The sequence below is a fragment of the Cryobacterium sp. Hh7 genome, assembly GCF_004403155.1.
In the GTDB taxonomy this organism is placed as follows: Bacteria; Actinomycetota; Actinomycetes; order Actinomycetales; family Microbacteriaceae; genus Cryobacterium; species Cryobacterium levicorallinum.
Genome location: NZ_SOHG01000044.1, coordinates 1 through 16369, shown reverse-complemented (window position 1 = coordinate 16369; position 16369 = coordinate 1). Strand labels below are relative to the sequence as shown.

At 64.4% G+C, this 16369-nt stretch carries 16 protein-coding genes; 7 read left to right on the top strand and 9 right to left on the bottom strand.

What is annotated here, in order from left to right:
• Positions 1 to 155: 155 nt before the first annotated feature.
• The 4 genes from topA to E3T43_RS12875 all read left to right on the top strand — a co-directional run bounded on the left by topA (position 156) and on the right by E3T43_RS12875 (position 6023).
• Complete coding sequence (topA, locus tag E3T43_RS12890) at positions 156 to 3176, top strand: type I DNA topoisomerase (RefSeq protein WP_134472729.1); 3021 nt, start codon at positions 156 to 158, stop codon at positions 3174 to 3176.
• A complete protein-coding gene (gene tmk / locus E3T43_RS12885) occupies positions 3173 to 3790 on the top strand; it encodes a dTMP kinase (protein ID WP_104133359.1) in 618 nt (205 codons plus the stop codon). Before topA ends, tmk begins: the two co-directional genes overlap by 4 nt.
• A gap of 104 nt (positions 3791 to 3894) precedes the next feature.
• On the top strand, positions 3895 to 5370 hold the full coding sequence (locus E3T43_RS12880; protein ID WP_134472728.1) for a cell wall metabolism sensor histidine kinase WalK: 1476 nt from the start codon (positions 3895 to 3897) through the stop codon (positions 5368 to 5370).
• Complete coding sequence (locus E3T43_RS12875) at positions 5367 to 6023, top strand: response regulator transcription factor (RefSeq protein ID WP_092449756.1); 657 nt, start codon at positions 5367 to 5369, stop codon at positions 6021 to 6023. The genes E3T43_RS12880 and E3T43_RS12875 overlap by 4 nt, the downstream gene beginning before the upstream one ends.
• Before the next feature lie 110 nt (positions 6024 to 6133).
• On the opposite strand, the gene E3T43_RS12870 is transcribed toward E3T43_RS12875, so the two are convergent.
• The 3 genes from E3T43_RS12870 to E3T43_RS12860 form a co-directional block, all read right to left on the bottom strand.
• On the bottom strand, positions 6134 to 6604 hold the full coding sequence (locus tag E3T43_RS12870; RefSeq protein ID WP_134472727.1) for a hypothetical protein: 471 nt from the start codon (positions 6602 to 6604) through the stop codon (positions 6134 to 6136).
• A gap of 131 nt (positions 6605 to 6735) precedes the next feature.
• Positions 6736 to 7950 carry a phosphotransferase family protein gene (locus E3T43_RS12865; RefSeq protein ID WP_166791324.1) on the bottom strand — a complete coding sequence of 405 codons (1215 nt, stop codon included), beginning with the start codon at positions 7948 to 7950 and terminating at the stop codon, positions 6736 to 6738.
• Positions 7937 to 8335: a hypothetical protein gene (locus tag E3T43_RS12860; RefSeq protein WP_134472725.1), complete on the bottom strand. Its 399-nt coding sequence runs from the start codon at positions 8333 to 8335 to the stop codon at positions 7937 to 7939. The genes E3T43_RS12865 and E3T43_RS12860 overlap by 14 nt, the downstream gene beginning before the upstream one ends.
• A 186-nt stretch (positions 8336 to 8521) precedes the next feature.
• Between E3T43_RS12860 and E3T43_RS12855 the strand changes: the two genes are divergently transcribed.
• From E3T43_RS12855 to E3T43_RS12845, 3 genes are all read left to right on the top strand, one after another.
• Complete coding sequence (locus E3T43_RS12855) at positions 8522 to 9697, top strand: DNA polymerase III subunit delta' (protein ID WP_134472724.1); 1176 nt, start codon at positions 8522 to 8524, stop codon at positions 9695 to 9697.
• A 112-nt stretch (positions 9698 to 9809) separates the two neighbouring features.
• Positions 9810 to 11345 (top strand): alpha/beta hydrolase, encoded by a 1536-nt coding sequence (locus E3T43_RS12850; RefSeq protein ID WP_134472723.1) that lies wholly within the window; start codon positions 9810 to 9812, stop codon positions 11343 to 11345.
• Positions 11346 to 11384: 39 nt separating this feature from the next.
• Positions 11385 to 12023 carry a TetR/AcrR family transcriptional regulator gene (locus E3T43_RS12845; protein WP_134472722.1) on the top strand — a complete coding sequence of 213 codons (639 nt, stop codon included), beginning with the start codon at positions 11385 to 11387 and terminating at the stop codon, positions 12021 to 12023.
• 558 nt (positions 12024 to 12581) lie between these two features.
• On the opposite strand, the gene E3T43_RS12835 is transcribed toward E3T43_RS12845, so the two are convergent.
• The 6 genes from E3T43_RS12835 to E3T43_RS12810 all read right to left on the bottom strand — a co-directional run bounded on the left by E3T43_RS12835 (position 12582) and on the right by E3T43_RS12810 (position 16160).
• Positions 12582 to 12803, bottom strand: coding sequence for a holin (locus tag E3T43_RS12835; RefSeq protein WP_134472721.1), 222 nt, complete (start codon positions 12801 to 12803; stop codon positions 12582 to 12584).
• 9 nt (positions 12804 to 12812) lie between these two features.
• Entirely contained in the window at positions 12813 to 13049 is a 237-nt protein-coding gene (locus tag E3T43_RS12830) for a hypothetical protein (RefSeq protein ID WP_134472720.1), read from the bottom strand.
• A gap of 63 nt (positions 13050 to 13112) precedes the next feature.
• Complete coding sequence (locus E3T43_RS12825) at positions 13113 to 13829, bottom strand: M23 family metallopeptidase (RefSeq protein ID WP_134472719.1); 717 nt, start codon at positions 13827 to 13829, stop codon at positions 13113 to 13115.
• A gap of 59 nt (positions 13830 to 13888) precedes the next feature.
• Complete coding sequence (locus tag E3T43_RS12820; protein ID WP_134472718.1) at positions 13889 to 14116, bottom strand: phage tail assembly chaperone; 228 nt, start codon at positions 14114 to 14116, stop codon at positions 13889 to 13891.
• A complete protein-coding gene (locus E3T43_RS12815; RefSeq protein ID WP_134472717.1) occupies positions 14113 to 15147 on the bottom strand; it encodes a hypothetical protein in 1035 nt (344 codons plus the stop codon). The genes E3T43_RS12820 and E3T43_RS12815 overlap by 4 nt, the downstream gene beginning before the upstream one ends.
• Positions 15148 to 15218: 71 nt before the next feature.
• A complete protein-coding gene (locus E3T43_RS12810) occupies positions 15219 to 16160 on the bottom strand; it encodes a hypothetical protein (RefSeq protein ID WP_134472716.1) in 942 nt (313 codons plus the stop codon).
• Positions 16161 to 16369: the final 209 nt, after the last annotated feature.

Here is a 16369-nt window from a genome sequence, read left to right as displayed (position 1 = left end):
CGGCACGCCCAGAGCGAACTGGATGGTCGCTGGGAGTGGCGTGTATGCCAGCGGGACGCGCCGACCGGCACCCGTCGATTAGGCGGGCACTCCATTCCAGTGTGTATGGTGTGCCTTGGCCCATCATTTGGCCACTACCTATAAAGAGGAGTCTGGTGCCAGGCACTAAGAAGCTGGTCATTGTTGAATCACCGACCAAGATGAAGTCGATCGCCGCGTATCTCGGCGACGGCTATGAAGTTTTGTCTTCGGTCGGTCATATTCGCGACTTGATCGAGCCGAAAAACCTGCCGCCGGAACTTAAGAAGGGTGCGCTCGGCCGATTCTCGGTGGATGTGGAAAACGGTTTCGAACCGTACTACGTGGTCTCCGACGCCAAGAAGAAGACCGTCAGCGAACTCAAGCGTGCCCTCAAGAATGCGAACGAACTCTTGCTCGCAACTGATGAGGACCGCGAAGGCGAGGCCATTGCCTGGCACCTGCTGCAGGTGCTGCAGCCCAAGGTTCCGGTCAAGCGCATGGTGTTCCACGAGATCACCAAAGACGCCATCCTCGCTGCCAAGGACAATACTCGCGACCTCGATACCGCCCTCGTCGACGCGCAGGAAACCCGGCGCATCCTCGACCGCATCTACGGCTACGAGATCTCCCCGGTGCTCTGGCGCAAGGTCGGCCCGGGCCTCTCCGCTGGCCGCGTGCAGAGCGCCGCGACCCGCCTCGTCGTCGACCGGGAGAAGGAGCGCCTCGCGTTCGTCTCGGCCGGCTACTGGGATCTGCTGGCGCGACTGGGGGCATCCGCTTCAGAAACAGACCAGGCCTTTGACGCGAAGCTCGTGCGTCTGAACGGTGAGCGCATCGCCACCGGCGGCGACTTCGACGATTCGGGTGCGCTCAAGCCGACCGTGAAGGCCGTCACCCTCGACGCGTCCGCTGCTCAGGCACTGACGATCGCTCTGAAGAGCCCGGGCGTCAAGCTCGAGGTCACCAAGGTCACTTCCAAGCCGTACCGTCGCAGCCCCGCCGCACCGTTCACGACCTCGACCCTGCAGCAGGAAGCGGCGCGCAAGCTGCGCTTCACCGCCCGGCAGACCATGAGCGTGGCGCAGTCGCTGTACGAAAACGGGTACATCACCTATATGCGTACCGACTCGCCGTCGCTCGGGCAGCAGGCTCTCACCGCTGCCCGCACCCAGGCGGCCGCGCTCTACGGTGCTGAAACGGTTCCGGATGCCCCGCGCGCCTACAAGGGCAAGAGCAAGAATGCGCAGGAAGCGCACGAGGCGATTCGCCCCTCCGGCGATACCTTCCGCACCCCGACCTCGCTCGCGTCGAGCCTGCGTGGCAACGACTTCAAGCTCTATGACCTCATCTGGAAGCGCACCGTCGCCTCGCAGATGAAGGACGCCACCGGTTTGACCGCCTCGGTGACCATCGCCGCCGGCCCGACCGGCACGTCGGAGCACCCCGCCGCCTCGGGCGCGCTCGCCGAGTTCTCGGCCAGCGGAACCGTCATCACCTTCCGCGGCTTCATGCTCGCCTACGAAGAGTCCAAGGACGAAGAGCGCAACGCGTCGACGGATGCGACCGAGTCCAAGCTGCCGCCACTCGAAGAGGGCCAGAAGCTGGCCCTGCAGGGCCTCGAGGCCAAGGGCCACGAGACCACCCCGGCCGCCCGCTACACCGAGGCCAGCCTGGTTAAGAAGCTCGAAGAGCTCGGCATCGGCCGGCCGTCGACCTTCGCCTCGATCATCTCCACCATCACCGAGCGTGGCTACGTCACGCCGCGCGGCCAGTCGCTCGTTCCCAATTGGATCGCCTTCTCGGTCGTGCGCCTGCTCGAAGAATTCTTCGGAGACCTGGTCGAATACGACTTCACCGCCGAGATGGAGGACGACCTCGACCGCATCGCCGGCGGCGAAGCCAACCGTCTGGACTGGCTCAACAGCTTCTACTTCGGCAGCGATAAGCATCGCGGCCTGCGCCAGGTCATCGACAACCTCGGTGAGATCGACCCGCGGGTGATCAACTCGGTCACCATCAGCGATGACATCACCCTGCGCATCGGCAAGTACGGCCCCTACCTCGAGGTCATCGACCCCGACGCTGCAGCGGATGCCCCGCCCCGCCGGGTGAACATTCCGCCGGAACTCGCTCCCGACGAATTGACCGCGACGAAGGCCCGCGAACTCATCGACGCCCCGGTCGTCACCGACCGTGTGATCGGACTCAACCCGGAGAACGGCAAGGAGATCGTCGCCAAGGACGGCCGCTTCGGCCCGTATGTCACCGAGCTTGCGCCAGCTCCGGACGAGCCGGTTGTTCCGGTCGTCGTGGCTGTTCCCGTGGAAACGATCGACCCCGCCACCGGCGAGGTCACGGTGACGAAGCCGAAGCGCAAGCCGGCCGTCAAGAAGGTGGCCGCTGCTGACAAGCCGCGCACAGCATCCATTTTCAAATCGATGGATCTGGCCACCGTCGACCTGGAAACCGCGCTGCGCCTGCTCGCCCTGCCGCGCATGGTGGGGCTCGACCCGGAGACCGGCACCGAGATCCTGGCCCAGAACGGCAAGTTCGGGCCGTACCTGAAGAAGGGCATCGACACCCGGTCGCTCACGAGCGAAGACCAGATCTTCGACATCGACCTGCCCGGTGCGATCGAGCTCTACGCCCAGCCGAAGTATGGCGCCCGCCGTGCCTCGAGCGCCCTGAAGGAATTCGAAGCGCCCGACCCCGAAAGCGGTAAGGCGATCAAGATCAAGGACGGCCGGTTCGGCGCGTATGTGACCGACGGGGTCACCAACGCGACGATTCCCAAATCGGAGGACATCGAGGAGATCGACTTCGAGCGGGCCGTGCAGCTGCTCGCTGACAAGCGGGCCAAGGGTCCGGCGGCTCCCCGCAAGAAGGCGCCGGCCAAGAAGGCCGCCGTCAAGAAGCCGGCCGTGAAGAAGGCGCCGACGGCAGCAGCGAAGGCTGCCACCGCCAAGAAGGCTGCTGCGACCCGTGCCGCGAACGCGGCGGCCAAAGCAGCGTTGGCCGGCACACCAGTGGCTCCGGTCAAGAAAGCCGCGGTCAAGAAGGCCGCGGTCAAGAAGCCCGCCGCCAGGAAAGCGCCAGTGAAGAAGTCGGCCAGCTCTGCCGCTGACGCGGCCTCGATCACCACGATTGCGCCGTGACCGGCCTCTTCATCACCCTGGAAGGCGGCGATGGATCAGGCAAGACCACGCAGGCGCTCCTGCTCACCAACTGGCTTGAGGAGCGGGGTCGCACCGTCGTGCGCACCCGCGAGCCCGGCGGAACGGATGTCGGGGTCGCGATTCGCGAGATCGTACTGCACCACCGCGGGGAGGTGGATCCGCGCGCCGAAGCCCTGCTCTACGCCGCAGACCGGGCCCAGCACGTCGGTACGAAGCTGCGGCCGGCGCTCGCCCGCGGCGATGTCATCGTGCAGGACCGCTACCTCGATTCCTCGGTCGCCTACCAGGGAGCGGGCCGGGTGCTCGGCGCCACCGAGGTGCGGGACCTGTCGCTCTGGGCCGCCGAGGGGCTTCTGCCCGATCTGACCGTGCTGCTCGACCTCGACTCGCGCGCCGCCCGGGCCCGCCTCGAAGCCGACGACAAGGTCTTCGACCGGCTCGAGGCCGAGAAGAACGACTTTCACGCCCGCGTGCGCGCCGCTTTTCTCGAGCTGGCCGCTGCCGAGCCCGCCCGGTTTCTGGTAGTGGATGCTGCGGCCCCCGCCGCCGAGGTCGCCGCCATCATCCGAGCTCGAGTTTCCACCCTCCTTTAGCGTTCGGCGCCCGGAACCCGGGTCCGGTTTATAACTGGGCCCACGGTCGGCGCCCGGGCCCCGAACGTGGGCGGGGTGGTAACTCTCTAAGGGATACTGAAGCTATGACCTCGACTGCCTCGTCCGCTGTGCGATCCGGCTGGTCGGTGCGGGTGCGCATCCTCACCGCCATTCTGGTCGTCGCCGGCCTCGGCCTGGCCGTCGCGGGCGGCACGGCCTACCTCGTGCAACGCGACCGCGCCCTGCACGACATCGACGCTCGCCTCGCGACGAGCGTCGAGAGCGTGCGCTTCATCGTCACCGGCGTGCCGACCACCAACCTCAACGAGGTCGAGGCATTGCCGGAGGCGTCCGGCGCGAGCTACCCGTCCACCCGGGAGGCGTTGCAAGCGGTCATGGCCCGACTCGTTCCGAGCCCCAACGAGAGCACCCTCGGAATCATCGACGGCATCCCGGCGCTGATCCCCGGCACCGAGTTGTCTTTCCACCTGGAGGATGATGCCGGGTTCGTCCTGCGCATTCTCGATGAAGTGGCCGGTGTCAATGTCGTGCGCGGCACTGCCGTCTCCGAACTCGGCAACCTCCGGTATATCGCCGCGCCGGTGACCGTGGAGGGCAGCGGGGAAGCGGGAATCTTCGTCACCGCCTTTGATCTGGACGCCGAGCTCGGTGAGTTGACGAGCGCTTTTCGCATCTATGCGGCCGTCGCGGCTGCGGCGCTCGTGGCGATCGGGCTGGTCGGCTGGTTCGTCGCCGGCCGCTTGCTGCGACCGGTGCGCCAGTTGCAGGCCGCCGCGTCGCGGATCACCGCAACCGACCTGCACGAGCGCATCCCTGTGATCGGCCATGACGACATCTCCGAGCTCACCGGAACGGTCAATGACATGCTCGAGCGTCTTGACGAGTCGCTGACCGCGCAGCGACAGCTGCTCGAGGATGTGCGCCACGAGCTCAAGACTCCGATCACCATCGTTCGCGGCCATCTTGAGCTGCTGGATCCGCGCAATCCCGACGATGTCGCATCCGCTCGGGAAATTGCGCTTGACGAACTTGACCGGATGACCGGACTCATCGACGACATCGAGTCGCTCGCCAACGCCCAGCGGGGCAATCTGCAGCGGGTACCAACGGATGCCGGCGACCTCACCGAGCAGTTCTACCTCAAGGTCAGTGCGCTGCCCGGCCATGTCTGGATCCTGGCCGAGCGCGCGCACGTTGTCGTGCCGGTCGATCCGGCCCGGCTCACTCAGGCGTTCCTGCAGCTGGCGAACAATGCCGCCAAACACTCAGCTTCCGGCACGACCATCGAGATAGGCAGCACCGAACACGCGGAAGCGGTGGAATTCTGGATCCGCGACAACGGCCCCGGCATTCCGACGGAGGCCAAGGCCCGCATTTTTGAACGGTTCGGCCGTGTCGATTCCGGGCGTGGTGTCGAAGGTTCCGGCCTCGGGCTGCCGATCGTCGACGCTATCGCGCGGGCGCACGGCGGCTATGTCGACCTGGTGACGTCGCCCGACGGATCCCGGTTCGGCATACTGGTGCCGCGCCGCGCCGTTGATGTGGTGGCCGCGACATGACCAGCATCCTCATCGCGGAGGACGAGGCTCGAATCGCTCTGTTCGTGAGCAAGGGCCTGAGGGCCGCTGGCTATTCCTCGACCGTGGTCGATGACGGGCTCGACGCCGTGAGCTATGCCCAGTCCGGCACCTTCGACCTGCTACTGCTTGACGTTGGTCTGCCGAGCATAGATGGCTTTGAGGTGATGAAACGGATCAGGGCCGAACGGCTGCCGCTGCCGATCATCATGTTGACCGCTCGGTCCACGACCAGCGACATGGTCGCCGGCCTCGATGGTGGTGCCGATGACTATCTCGCCAAACCGTTTAAATTTGATGAGCTGCTGGCGCGCATCCGCTTAAGACTGCGAGATGCCGAGCAGAGCTCGCCGACGCGGCTGGCCTATGGGGAGCTCGCCCTCGACCTGCGCACCCGCCGTGCAACGGTGGGGGAGCGCACCGTGGAACTGTCGGCCCGGGAGTTTGCCCTCGCTGAAGAGTTTCTGCGGCACCCCGACCAGGTACTCAGTCGTGAGCAGCTGTTGAGCCGGGTATGGGGTTACGACTTCGATCCAGGTTCCAACGTCGTTGACGTGTACGTGCGATATCTTCGGGCGAAGTTCGGGCCGGAACGCATTGAGACGGTGCGGGGCATGGGATATCGGCTCAAGTAATCCCGCTCGAGAAAGCAGAAAGCAGAAAGCAGAAAGCAGAAAGCAGAAAGCCCGGGCGCGGGCCCGGGCTTTCTGCTGCTCGTTGTTCGACCTGGGCCGCGACGCTCTGCTTAGTCGACGGATGCGGGGCTCTGCACCGATGCCGGGCTGGCCGGCGAGGCGACCGAGGCGGCAGACACCGGGCTCGCGACGGACGGTGCGGACACCGGGGTCACCACCGAGACGACTGAAACCACCGAAACGGCTGAGACCGCCGACGCGACACTTACGGTGTTCGACGTGCTCGAGCTGCTTGAGCTGATCGACGAGTCGTTGCTTGAGTCGTTGCTTGAGTTGGAGGAATCATCGCTCGAGAAGGATACCGAGTCGTCGAATGTCGAGACACTCGCCGTGCTGAACGGAATCGCCGTGCTCGTCGAGATGGAGCTCACCGGCTGCACACCGATCGAGCTTCCCGAACGGTCCTCAATCTCGAAGGCGTTCGCTGCGGTCACGGCACCGCCGGCGAGAAGTCCGATGCCGAGTGCGGATCCGGCGCCCATAGCAATCCAACGCTTCTTGGCTGTCATCTTGGGGTTCATGGTGTCTCCTTGTAGTTGGCGGGTCGAGCCTGTGCTCGTCTGCTGTTACTTCAAGATTCCTGCCCCAGCATGAGAAGCCTCGGAGCCCGGTGTGAGAGAACTCTCATCTTGGTCGAAGGCATCCGCTGGTCTCAGGCTGAGGCGGGGTCGACGACGAGTTCGGTGGCCGCGGCGAGCAATGTCGCGCTGTGTGCGCCCGGGGTCAACACGTGCCCGAGCAGGTGGGTTGCCGCGATGTACCGCGCCCGGTTGAGAAACTGCTCGCCGCGGCGAGGCCACCGGCTGCGGGCGCGGGCAGCCAGGACGCGGCAGCCTTCGGCGGCTTCGGGATTGGAATGGTCGTCGTGGTGCAGGGCGCTCACGACCAGGTGCGCGTAGAGTGCAGCGGCATCGTCCGCCGGGTCGCCGAGCCCGGCCGTGTCGATGTCGAGCACGCCGGAGATGCGTGGGGAGTCGAGAGTGTCGGGGTTCAGAAAGATCTGCCCCAGGTGCAGGTCTCCGTGCACGGTGACGGGGGCGGCGGGAATCGCGGCCGCGCGCATCCGTTCTATGGCAGCGCCGAGGGCGGTGATCCTGGGCGATTCGGCCGGCAGCAGAGAACCCGCCCGCTGCACGTACCAGGGCAGGCGCGCTGACAGCGATGCTCGTGCCGGGCCGGAACTTTCGATCAGGCCGATTTCTGTTGTGAGCCGATCGAGCTCGTCGAGGAAAGGTTCGGGCGAGAATTGCGCGACCACCTGGCTCGCTTCGACACCGTGAACGGACTCCAGGGCGATGAATCCGTCGGCGCTCCAGCCGCGGCTGCGCGGTACCGGAACGCCGGCGGCTCCCCAGAACACGTGGCGAGCATGAAGCGGCCCTGCGGCGGGCGGGCGAACGACTTTGAGATACACCGTGAACTCGGGAGCGACCATACGCACGACGGCGCGTTTTCCTGGCCGATAGGCCGCGATGGTGACGACGAGGCTGCTCGCGTGCAGGCCGAGCCGGGCGAGCAGGACCTGGGCGGCGTCCGGGTAGACCGCCGCGGCCAGGGCCGGCAGCTCGGCATCGTTCGGGTACAGCCAGGCGGCCACGGTTTCGCCGGTTTGCTCGTCACGGAAGGCGAGCACGCCGGGCCGGTCACGTTTGGTCGGATTCGATTCGAGGTAGACGATGTGGGACTCGGTCGTCTGGGTGCCGGGATCCAGCTCGATCGTGTACCCGGCAGTGAAGCCGCGAGCGGTCGTTTCGATGCTGAACCGGTGCAGCCGTACCAGGGTCATTCCGAGCGACTCTGCGACGGCCTCGAGAATCTCCGGCGCCTGTTCCAGCGGACGCGACCCGCCGGGTTCAGTCGTCGTCAACGTCAACGTCAACGTCGTCAACGTCGTCAACGTCGTCAACGTCGTTGTCTGCGTTGTCTGCGTTGTCCACGTTGTCTACGACGTCGATTTCGTCAACGTCGTCGTCGATGGTCTGTGATCCGGCCGGGGGAACAGCGACGGGCGGGGCGACCGGAACATCAGCGGTCGCGGTCGAAGTGGGCGTGGGCGTCGGTGCGATTTTGGGCGTGGTATCCGCATCGGTCGTGCTTGAGTCAGAGTCGGTGCTCACGGGATCGATTCGCTGAACCAGCCCGGGTTCGTCGGTGATAGTGAGAGCGGACGTCATCGCGACGGCACCCGCCGATCCGGCGCCGAGGGCGGCCACAATCGCGGCACCGAGCGCCACCTTCCAGAAAGTCTGCATTGTTCCAGTCTGGGGCCTCGACGAAGGTTCTCACGCAGAGCAGCATGAGAGGGTTCTCATCTTGAGTCGGTCGTGAACTCGTGACTTCCGCAACCGGGCCCATGATCTACCAGTCGCCCCCCTTCCGGGCCCGGGCCCGAGCGCGCGCACGCGGGCGGTGTCGGTGGGGCGGGTTACCCTTGACTCATGGCAGTGTGGGACAACCTAACGGGACAGGCCGACGCAATCGCCATCTTCCGGGCGGCGGCGCAGCGGGTGCCCTCCGCCAGTGACAGCAGCAGCTCCGCCGAGTCCAACTCGATGACGCACGCCTGGCTCATCACCGGGCCACCCGGGTCCGGCCGCTCGAACCTCGCATTCGCCTTCGCCGCAGCCCTGCTCAGCCCGGGCACCCCCGCCGAAGACCTCGCCGCGGCCCGCCAGGTCGAGGCCCGCACCCATCCAGACCTCAGCGTGCTCGCCACCGAGGGCGTCATCATTAAAATGGAATCCGTCAAGGAAGCCGTCGCCCGCTCGCAGTACTCGCCCTCGGTCGGCCGCTACCGCGTCGTCGTGGTCGAAGACGCTGACCGCATGGTCGAGCGCACCTCCAACGTGCTGCTGAAAGCCCTCGAAGAGCCGCCCGAACGCACCGTGTGGATTCTGTGCGCGCCCAGCGAGGCCGACCTGCTCCCCACCATCCGCTCACGCGTACGCACCGTGCGCCTGCGCATGCCAAGCGTCGCCGACGTGGCCGACCTGCTGGTGCGCCGCAACGGTGTCGACCCGGTCATCGCCGAACTCAGCGCCCGCCTCGCCCAGAGCCACATCGGCATGGCCAAGCGGCTCGCCACCACTGCCGACGCCCGGGCCAGACGCGAGGAAACCCTGCGCACGGCCCTTGGCATCCGTTCGGTGTCGTCGGCCGTCAACGCTGCCGCGCGGCTGCTTGCCATCGCCGGCGACGACGCCAAGGCCATCACCCTCGAGCTGGATGCCGCCGAGCGCGACGGCATGCTGCGCTCGCTCGGGGTCGAGGCCGGCCAGTCGGTGCCGCCGGGGCTGCGCAGCCAGATCAAGGCCCTCGAAGACGACCAGAAGCGTCGGGCCGTTCGCAGCCTGCGCGACGGCATCGACCGCATCCTGGTCGACCTCGCCTCGCTCTACCGTGACGTGATGATGGTGCAGCTGGGCCGGGACCAAGCGGTGATCAATCTCGAGCTGCTCGCCGAACTGCGCACCGCGAGTGCGGCCAGCGCTCCGGCGGCCACCGTCGCCACCATGGACGCGATCGCCGTGGCCCGCCAGCGTATCCAGGGCAACGTCGCGCCCGCGCTCGCGCTCGAGGCGATGCTGGTGTCGGCGATCCGTCGTCCCCAGTGACATCGAAACCAGTGACATCGAAACCAGTGACACAGCGACGTCGACAACAGCGACTCCCAGCCGCTTTCGGTAGCGTGAGCCGTAGCATCCGCTTCAGGAAAGAGGAAATCCGTTGAGCCGCAGTATCCGCGCACTGAGCGCCACGGCCGCCGCACTGGCGCTCACGCTTATTTTGAGCGGATGCTCCGCCTGGTTTGCGACGGATGACGGCCCGGCCGAGTCCACGCCCACCGGCGAACAGGTTGATAGCGCCCTCGCCCCGTTCTACAGCCAGGTGCTGCAGTGGGACGGCTGCGGTGACGGCCTGCAGTGTGCAGAGGCGTCCGCCCCGCTCTCCTATGGCGATCCGGCCGCCGGGGAGATCTCGCTCGCCCTCGTGCGCCACGTGGCCACCGGGAACGATCGCATCGGTTCCCTGCTGGTCAACCCCGGCGGACCCGGCGGTTCCGGCTACGATTTTGTCGCGGATTCCCTCGACTACGCCACCGACAAAAAACTGCAGGCGAGCTTCGATATCGTCGGATTCGACCCGCGCGGGGTGGGCCGTTCTTCGGCGGTGTCCTGCTACGACTCCGCCGAGATGGACGAGTACCTGTATGGGCTGACCGAGGCGAAACGCGGCACGGATGCCTGGATCGCGGAGCTTGCAGCGTCGTCCGACGCCTTCGCAGCGGCCTGCGCCGACGAGACCGGTCCGCTCCTCGGCAGCGTCGACACGCAGAGCGCTGCCCGTGACCTCGATCTGCTGCGCGCCGCCCTCGGCGATACTGAGCTTAATTTTCTCGGCTACTCCTACGGCACCTTTCTCGGCGCCACCTATGCCGAGCTCTTTCCCGAGAAGGTCGGGCGCTTCGTGCTCGACGGGGCCGTCGACCCGTCGACGAGCAACTTCGAGGTCACCAAGACGCAGGCGGTGAGCTTTGAAAATGCGCTGCGCGCCTACCTCGCTGACTGCGTGACGGGGGAGGACTGCCCGTTCCGGGGCAGTGTTGACAACGCTCTGACGACAATCGGGGCGCTCATGGCGTCGGTTGACGCGAGCCCGATCACGGCAACGGATGGCCGTCAGCTCGGCGCGAGCGCGCTGCTCACGGCGATCATCTATCCGCTTTATCAGGCCACGGCGTGGCCGCAGCTCAGCGTCATGTTCGACACAGTCATGCACGGCAGCGCCGACGGCGCCTTTCAGTTCGCCGACGCCTACAACGGCCGGGATGCCGACGGTAACTATTCCGACAACTCGACCGAGTCATTCATGGCCATCAACTGCATCGACTACGCCTACAACGCCGACCCGGCGTCGATGCGCGCCCAGGCCGCCGAACTCGCCGAAGCTGCCCCGGTGATCGGCCCGTACATGAGCTTCGGCGACATCGGGTGCGCCAACTGGCCCTACACGTTCACCGGCGAACGCAACGAGATCCACGCGGCGGGCGCGGCGCCGATTCTGGTCGTCGGCACCACCAACGACCCGGCGACCCCTTACGTTTGGGCGCAGCAGCTGGCCGAGCAGCTCGACAGCGGCACCCTGGTGACCTACACCGGTGAAGGTCACACCGCCTACAACAAGTCGAATTCCTGCGTGAATGATGCGGTCGACTCCTATCTCGTCGACGGAATCGTGCCGGCCGCCGACCCGCAGTGCTAACCACTCAAGGGCGTTCGAGCGCTGTGGAACAATTGGGGCATGTCGATCGAAACGGAACAGCCGGGCCTGCGTGAGCGCAAGCGCCTCGCCACCCGGCGAGCCATCCAACACGCCGTGCTGACCCTGTCCCGCGAGCGCGGCATTGAGCACGTCACGGTCGAGGACATCAGCCGCCTCGCCAATATCTCGCCGCGCACCTTTTTCAACTATTTCCCTTCGAAAGACGCCGCCCTAATTGGGGACGCGCCCGGAATGGCATCCGCTGAAGATATAGAAATCTTTGTCGCGGCTGGCCCGAGCAGCGACGTGCTCGCCGATCTGGCCCTGCTGCTCGCCAAGAGTCTGCAGCGCACCGAGGCCGATCGGGAGATTCACCAGCTGCGCCGCTCAGTTATGAAGGAGAACGCCTACCTGTTCGGTATGCGCATGGCGACCCTGCGCGACTTCGAGGACCAGCTGCAGCAGATTATCGAGCGCCGTTTCAGAGCGGATGCCCCGGAGCGAGCCGAGGACCCGGCCGAGCGGAATCAGCGGGCCCTGTTGTTCACGCTCGTAGCCGTCGCGGCGATCCGTCATGCCTGGCGGGTCTGGGCGGAGGGCGACGATGTAGCCCCGCTTTCGGAGTGCGTGAACGCCTCATTCGCCGAGGTGTACAGAATCACTCGCAGAAACGACTAGGCTTGGCTGCTGTGTCACCGACTGCCTTTCGAGGTGATCTGGTAACGCCGCCTTAGCTCAGTTGGTAGAGCATCTCACTCGTAATGAGAAGGTCGTCAGTTCGATTCTGANTCTCACTCGTAATGAGAAGGTCGTCAGTTCGATTCTGACAGGCGGCTCTTTCTATGCTTACTAGTGTTTATAAGGGATACAGGGGCATCGGATACGCGCTAAAACAGGTCGCAAATACCGGGCAGTCAAGCCATTGCCTCAGCCATTAGTGTTCAAGCCCTCCAAATTAGACGACTCAAGCCCCCCTTCGCGCCATGTCCCCCAAACTGGGGCAACACAAAAACGCCCCGCCCCTCTCACGAGGTGGCGGGGCGTTTTCTGGATATGCGGATACGGCGCTACCGGCGATATGCGCACTCCCGTTTCAAACAAGGACCCAGGGTTGCTAAGGCTCCACGTACCCGTTAATCTGGATCTACTGCGGGGGTGCTGGCATTGAACGCCGCCAGCCTCAAACGATCCGGCTTAGCAGGACGCCCCGCCACCTCGTAGGAGTCGTCGTGCAGGTTACACGGCGGTCTTCCCAGCGCGCACGCCGAACGCCTTGAGCACGGCGAGCAGCGTGGCAAGTCCGGCAATCGACAGGACCGCTTGCACGTCAATCTCAAGCAGCCCGAGACCGCCAGCTGCGAGGGTGGCGCCGAGAGTCTGCGCAGCGGTCGACACGGCACGGTCGCCGAGGTCGGTCCAGAATGCGCGGGAATATTTGGTGGGGGTGGTGTCGGTCATGGTTGCTCCTTAGATGATGCCCTCAGGCATTACGGGTGGGGGTGGTGGTGTGCCTTGGTAGATGTGGTCGATCAACTGCCGGTTGTAGTTCCACAGGATCTGGTTTCGGCGCTCGACCAGATCGACGCGCTCTTCCAGATCCTTGATGCGGCCATAGGATCCGGTGCGGCCCATGACTCGCGCTGTGAACCATGCACCGGATGCGGCGATGACGGCGATGATGGCGGTCGGTAGCCACTCAGGCATGGCGGCAGGATGCGCAGCCAGGACCGCACGGGCAGGTGGAGTGTGGATCGTGACGGCAGGGCATTAGTCGGCGAGCCGCTTGGCGAGTTCACTGACGATCTGCGCCGCGGTCAGTGTTGGCTGGGCAGTCCCGCCACACGTCCCCGCGATTGCCTTCACATCCGCGTTGTGCGTCTGGGTGATGGCGTCCCAGTCGTACTCGTTGACCTGTACTGCTTTGACGCCGTAGCCCTTTTCGAGTGCGGCAAGGTACGCGCTGCTGATGATCTGCTGCGATGCGACACCCTGGAAGATGTAGGCCTGATCGCCGCCAGTGGTGACGAGGTGGAAGAGGTTCATGGTTTCTCCAATGAGAGGTAGAGCGGTGAGGGTGACGGGTACGAGGGATGCAGCAGAGGCGCCGAGATGTTCGAGCGGGTCGAGTTGCACGCCGTTCGTGGTCCACAGCTCCTGATGGGAGTGGACGTACTTGGTGCCGCTGTTGCCCATGACAGCAACGATCTGCCCCTGGGTGACCTGATCCCCGACATTGACCAGTTGCGCCGCGTGGTGGGCGAGCAGTGACCTGCCGAAGCTGTGCCGGATGACGAGCCGGTTACCATAGCTGCCCTGTCTGCCGGTGGAGACGATCACACCGTCAGCCGGAGCCATGATCTGCAGGTCGTAGTCGGTACCGTTCGAGTGCCCTTGGTCGATTCCGTTGTGCAGGAACCCTCGGCCGATGTCTTGCTGGTGGTGGGTGGTAATGCCGCCGTGCGCGGCAAGGATTATTGACGGCATGATTCCTTTCGGGTATGCGAAAGCGGGAGCCCTCACACAGGGCTCCCGCTGGGTGGTGACTACGGTGCTACGGGGAACACGAGTTGCTGCGGTGTTGCCGCCGATGCAGGCAGGTCACGGAGAAGCACACGGTATGCCGCCCATGCGGCTTGGTCTACCTGCGCGTCGAGTACCTGTGTCCAGTCTGAGAGGGCAAGTTGGGCGTCACGCCAGAGGCGGATGCGCTCATACAGCCATCCGTCAGAGATGGTTGTTTCGTTTTCGTTGAGAAAATCTGCAATCTTCATGCGGTGAGAGGCCCAGCAAGATGCGCTACAGCAGAAACGGCAATGAAGTCTCCGGTTGCAAAAGACATCATGGGCTGACCGGTCGGACCATTGTCCGTGACTCCGCTGCCTGACAGGGTGAACACTCGTGGGCGAAGCATGTTCGCGTAGGCGTCTGCTGCACCATGCCAGCTGGCGTTGGCGGAAACGTCACGGAAAACAACATGCGATGCTAGCGGTGCAGCAAATGACACATTGGTGGAGGTGAGTGCACCCGGAGCACCAATGCGGAAGTCGGGGCCGGACATGCTGGTGTTTGCGCCCCAAGTTATCGCAATTTCTAGTGTGATGATGAAGCCTGAACTGATCGAGTAGTAAGCCTCAATGGCACCTGAGCCCAAGCTCATTTCTGCCAAGGTTGGCGTATAGGCGGTGCGTCCTCGCTCCCACACGTACCACGTTGCCGAGTCGTACCTGAAAGTCGTTTTGTTGTCAGACTGATACCCGGTGTCACCGTTCCGCATGCCCGTTTGTGCGTTACGTTGCGCAGAGTCCACCCACTTATACGCCTGCAAATCTGTGGCTGATGGCGGCAGGATGCGCAGATCGAACAGGGTCACCGTAGTATCCGTGGATCGCACCCACGCCCAACCGAGCTTCTGGTCATAAACCACGCCCGGACTGTTATCGAGCGTCGGGTAGGTGCTGGGCGGTGCAGTCGGAACCGTCGTTGTCGTTGTGGAGTGTGCAATCGCGACAATGGTTACGGCGTTCGCGGGCGACACTGACCAGTCAAGATGACGGGCCATCAGAAACCATTGGCCGTTCACCGGCGTTGCCAGGCTTGTGAGGATTGGCTCGATGCCCTCGGACAGCACACCTTTCGCGAACGCATACCCGGACTGGGCGGCAGTGGAAACCTGCCGCCCTGTGCCCTGAGTGAGCGCCCATGCCGCAGAAGACTCCACCGCATCCACATCGGTCAGCGCGGACATATTCGCCCACGCCAACTCTGTGACAGTTCCGTCGAAACCACTATTTGTGAGGGCCATTATTTGCCTTTCTGGGCATACCAATTGACCGCCACAACGGGCGGCTTTCAGAGAGTTAGTAGAGCTCGGTGCTACTTGCTTGTAGACAGCCGGATTTGTGCACGTGCCAGAGCGGCAACAGCTTCCGCCATCTGCCGGTCGGGGTCATCTGTTTTCTGCCCGACACGCGGAGTCACCACTAGTCCATCCGTTGCATCCCAGCTGAGGGTTGCTTCGGTGATCCGGTCAGTGAACGTCAGCCCTTGAGAGGTGACGGTGATCGTGTCGCCCAGCTGGATTCCGTCAGCCCCACCGAAATGGAACACCTCGGTCTCGGACAGCTCCAGGGAAACCCCCGACATCAGGCCACCCTCTCCCAAAGACTTCGCACCAGCCGCATTCAGATAGTTAGTGAAAATGGTTTTGTCAGCGGCGGACACTTCGGGGCGGAGCAAATACCTGTCCGCGATCTGTTGCGCGTCAGGGATCACTTCGGGCCAGGTGAGGGTTGCACCGGTCGCATCCCGAAACACTTCGATGATGTCGCCGTATTCGGCCTCCAGACCGGTCGTGTCATTGACGCCCCAGAACGCGCGCTCCGTTTCTTGCCCCGGCCCGCCCACGATGATTCGGGTAGCTTCGGGATCGTCGGTTGACCATGTGCCGTCGATGACAATGCCCGATTCGACAGTCAACTTTTGCGGCCACACCGTTGGCACGGAAACTTCCACATGAATCGTTGGCAGTGTCGGGTCTTGCCGGAGTGTGACCCTGAGCCCGGACCATTCGATGAGTGCTTGCAGGTTCATGTCGAGTGATCCGAACCGGACCTGTGGGAGCATCCCCGCCGCTACTGCGTTACCGCCGCGCCCTTGGTCAGCCCCGATGGTTACCGGTCTGCCCAACCGGGTGAAGTTCACACCGATCAAATGCTTGATGGCGGTTTCGGCAGTGGTGATTGCTGGGCCGCCCCACTGTGTTGAGCCGTCGGGCCAAACGTAGTATGCGGCGGTCGGAGCTTTAGTGGAAGTCATGACAGCGCTACCCGCACCAGTGTCGCTAACCGCGCAGAAGATCCCCAGCTCCGGAGACCACACGACCGAGAGCCAGTCGTTGTCGGCGGACGCGCGAGAAGTCCACACCACTGAGCTGCTGCGGATATCTCGGACAGTGGGCCCTCTTAAAATGGGGCGTTACTGAAAGTAGAGATCAGCATGACCGCATCGCGGAGAAAATTTACCCA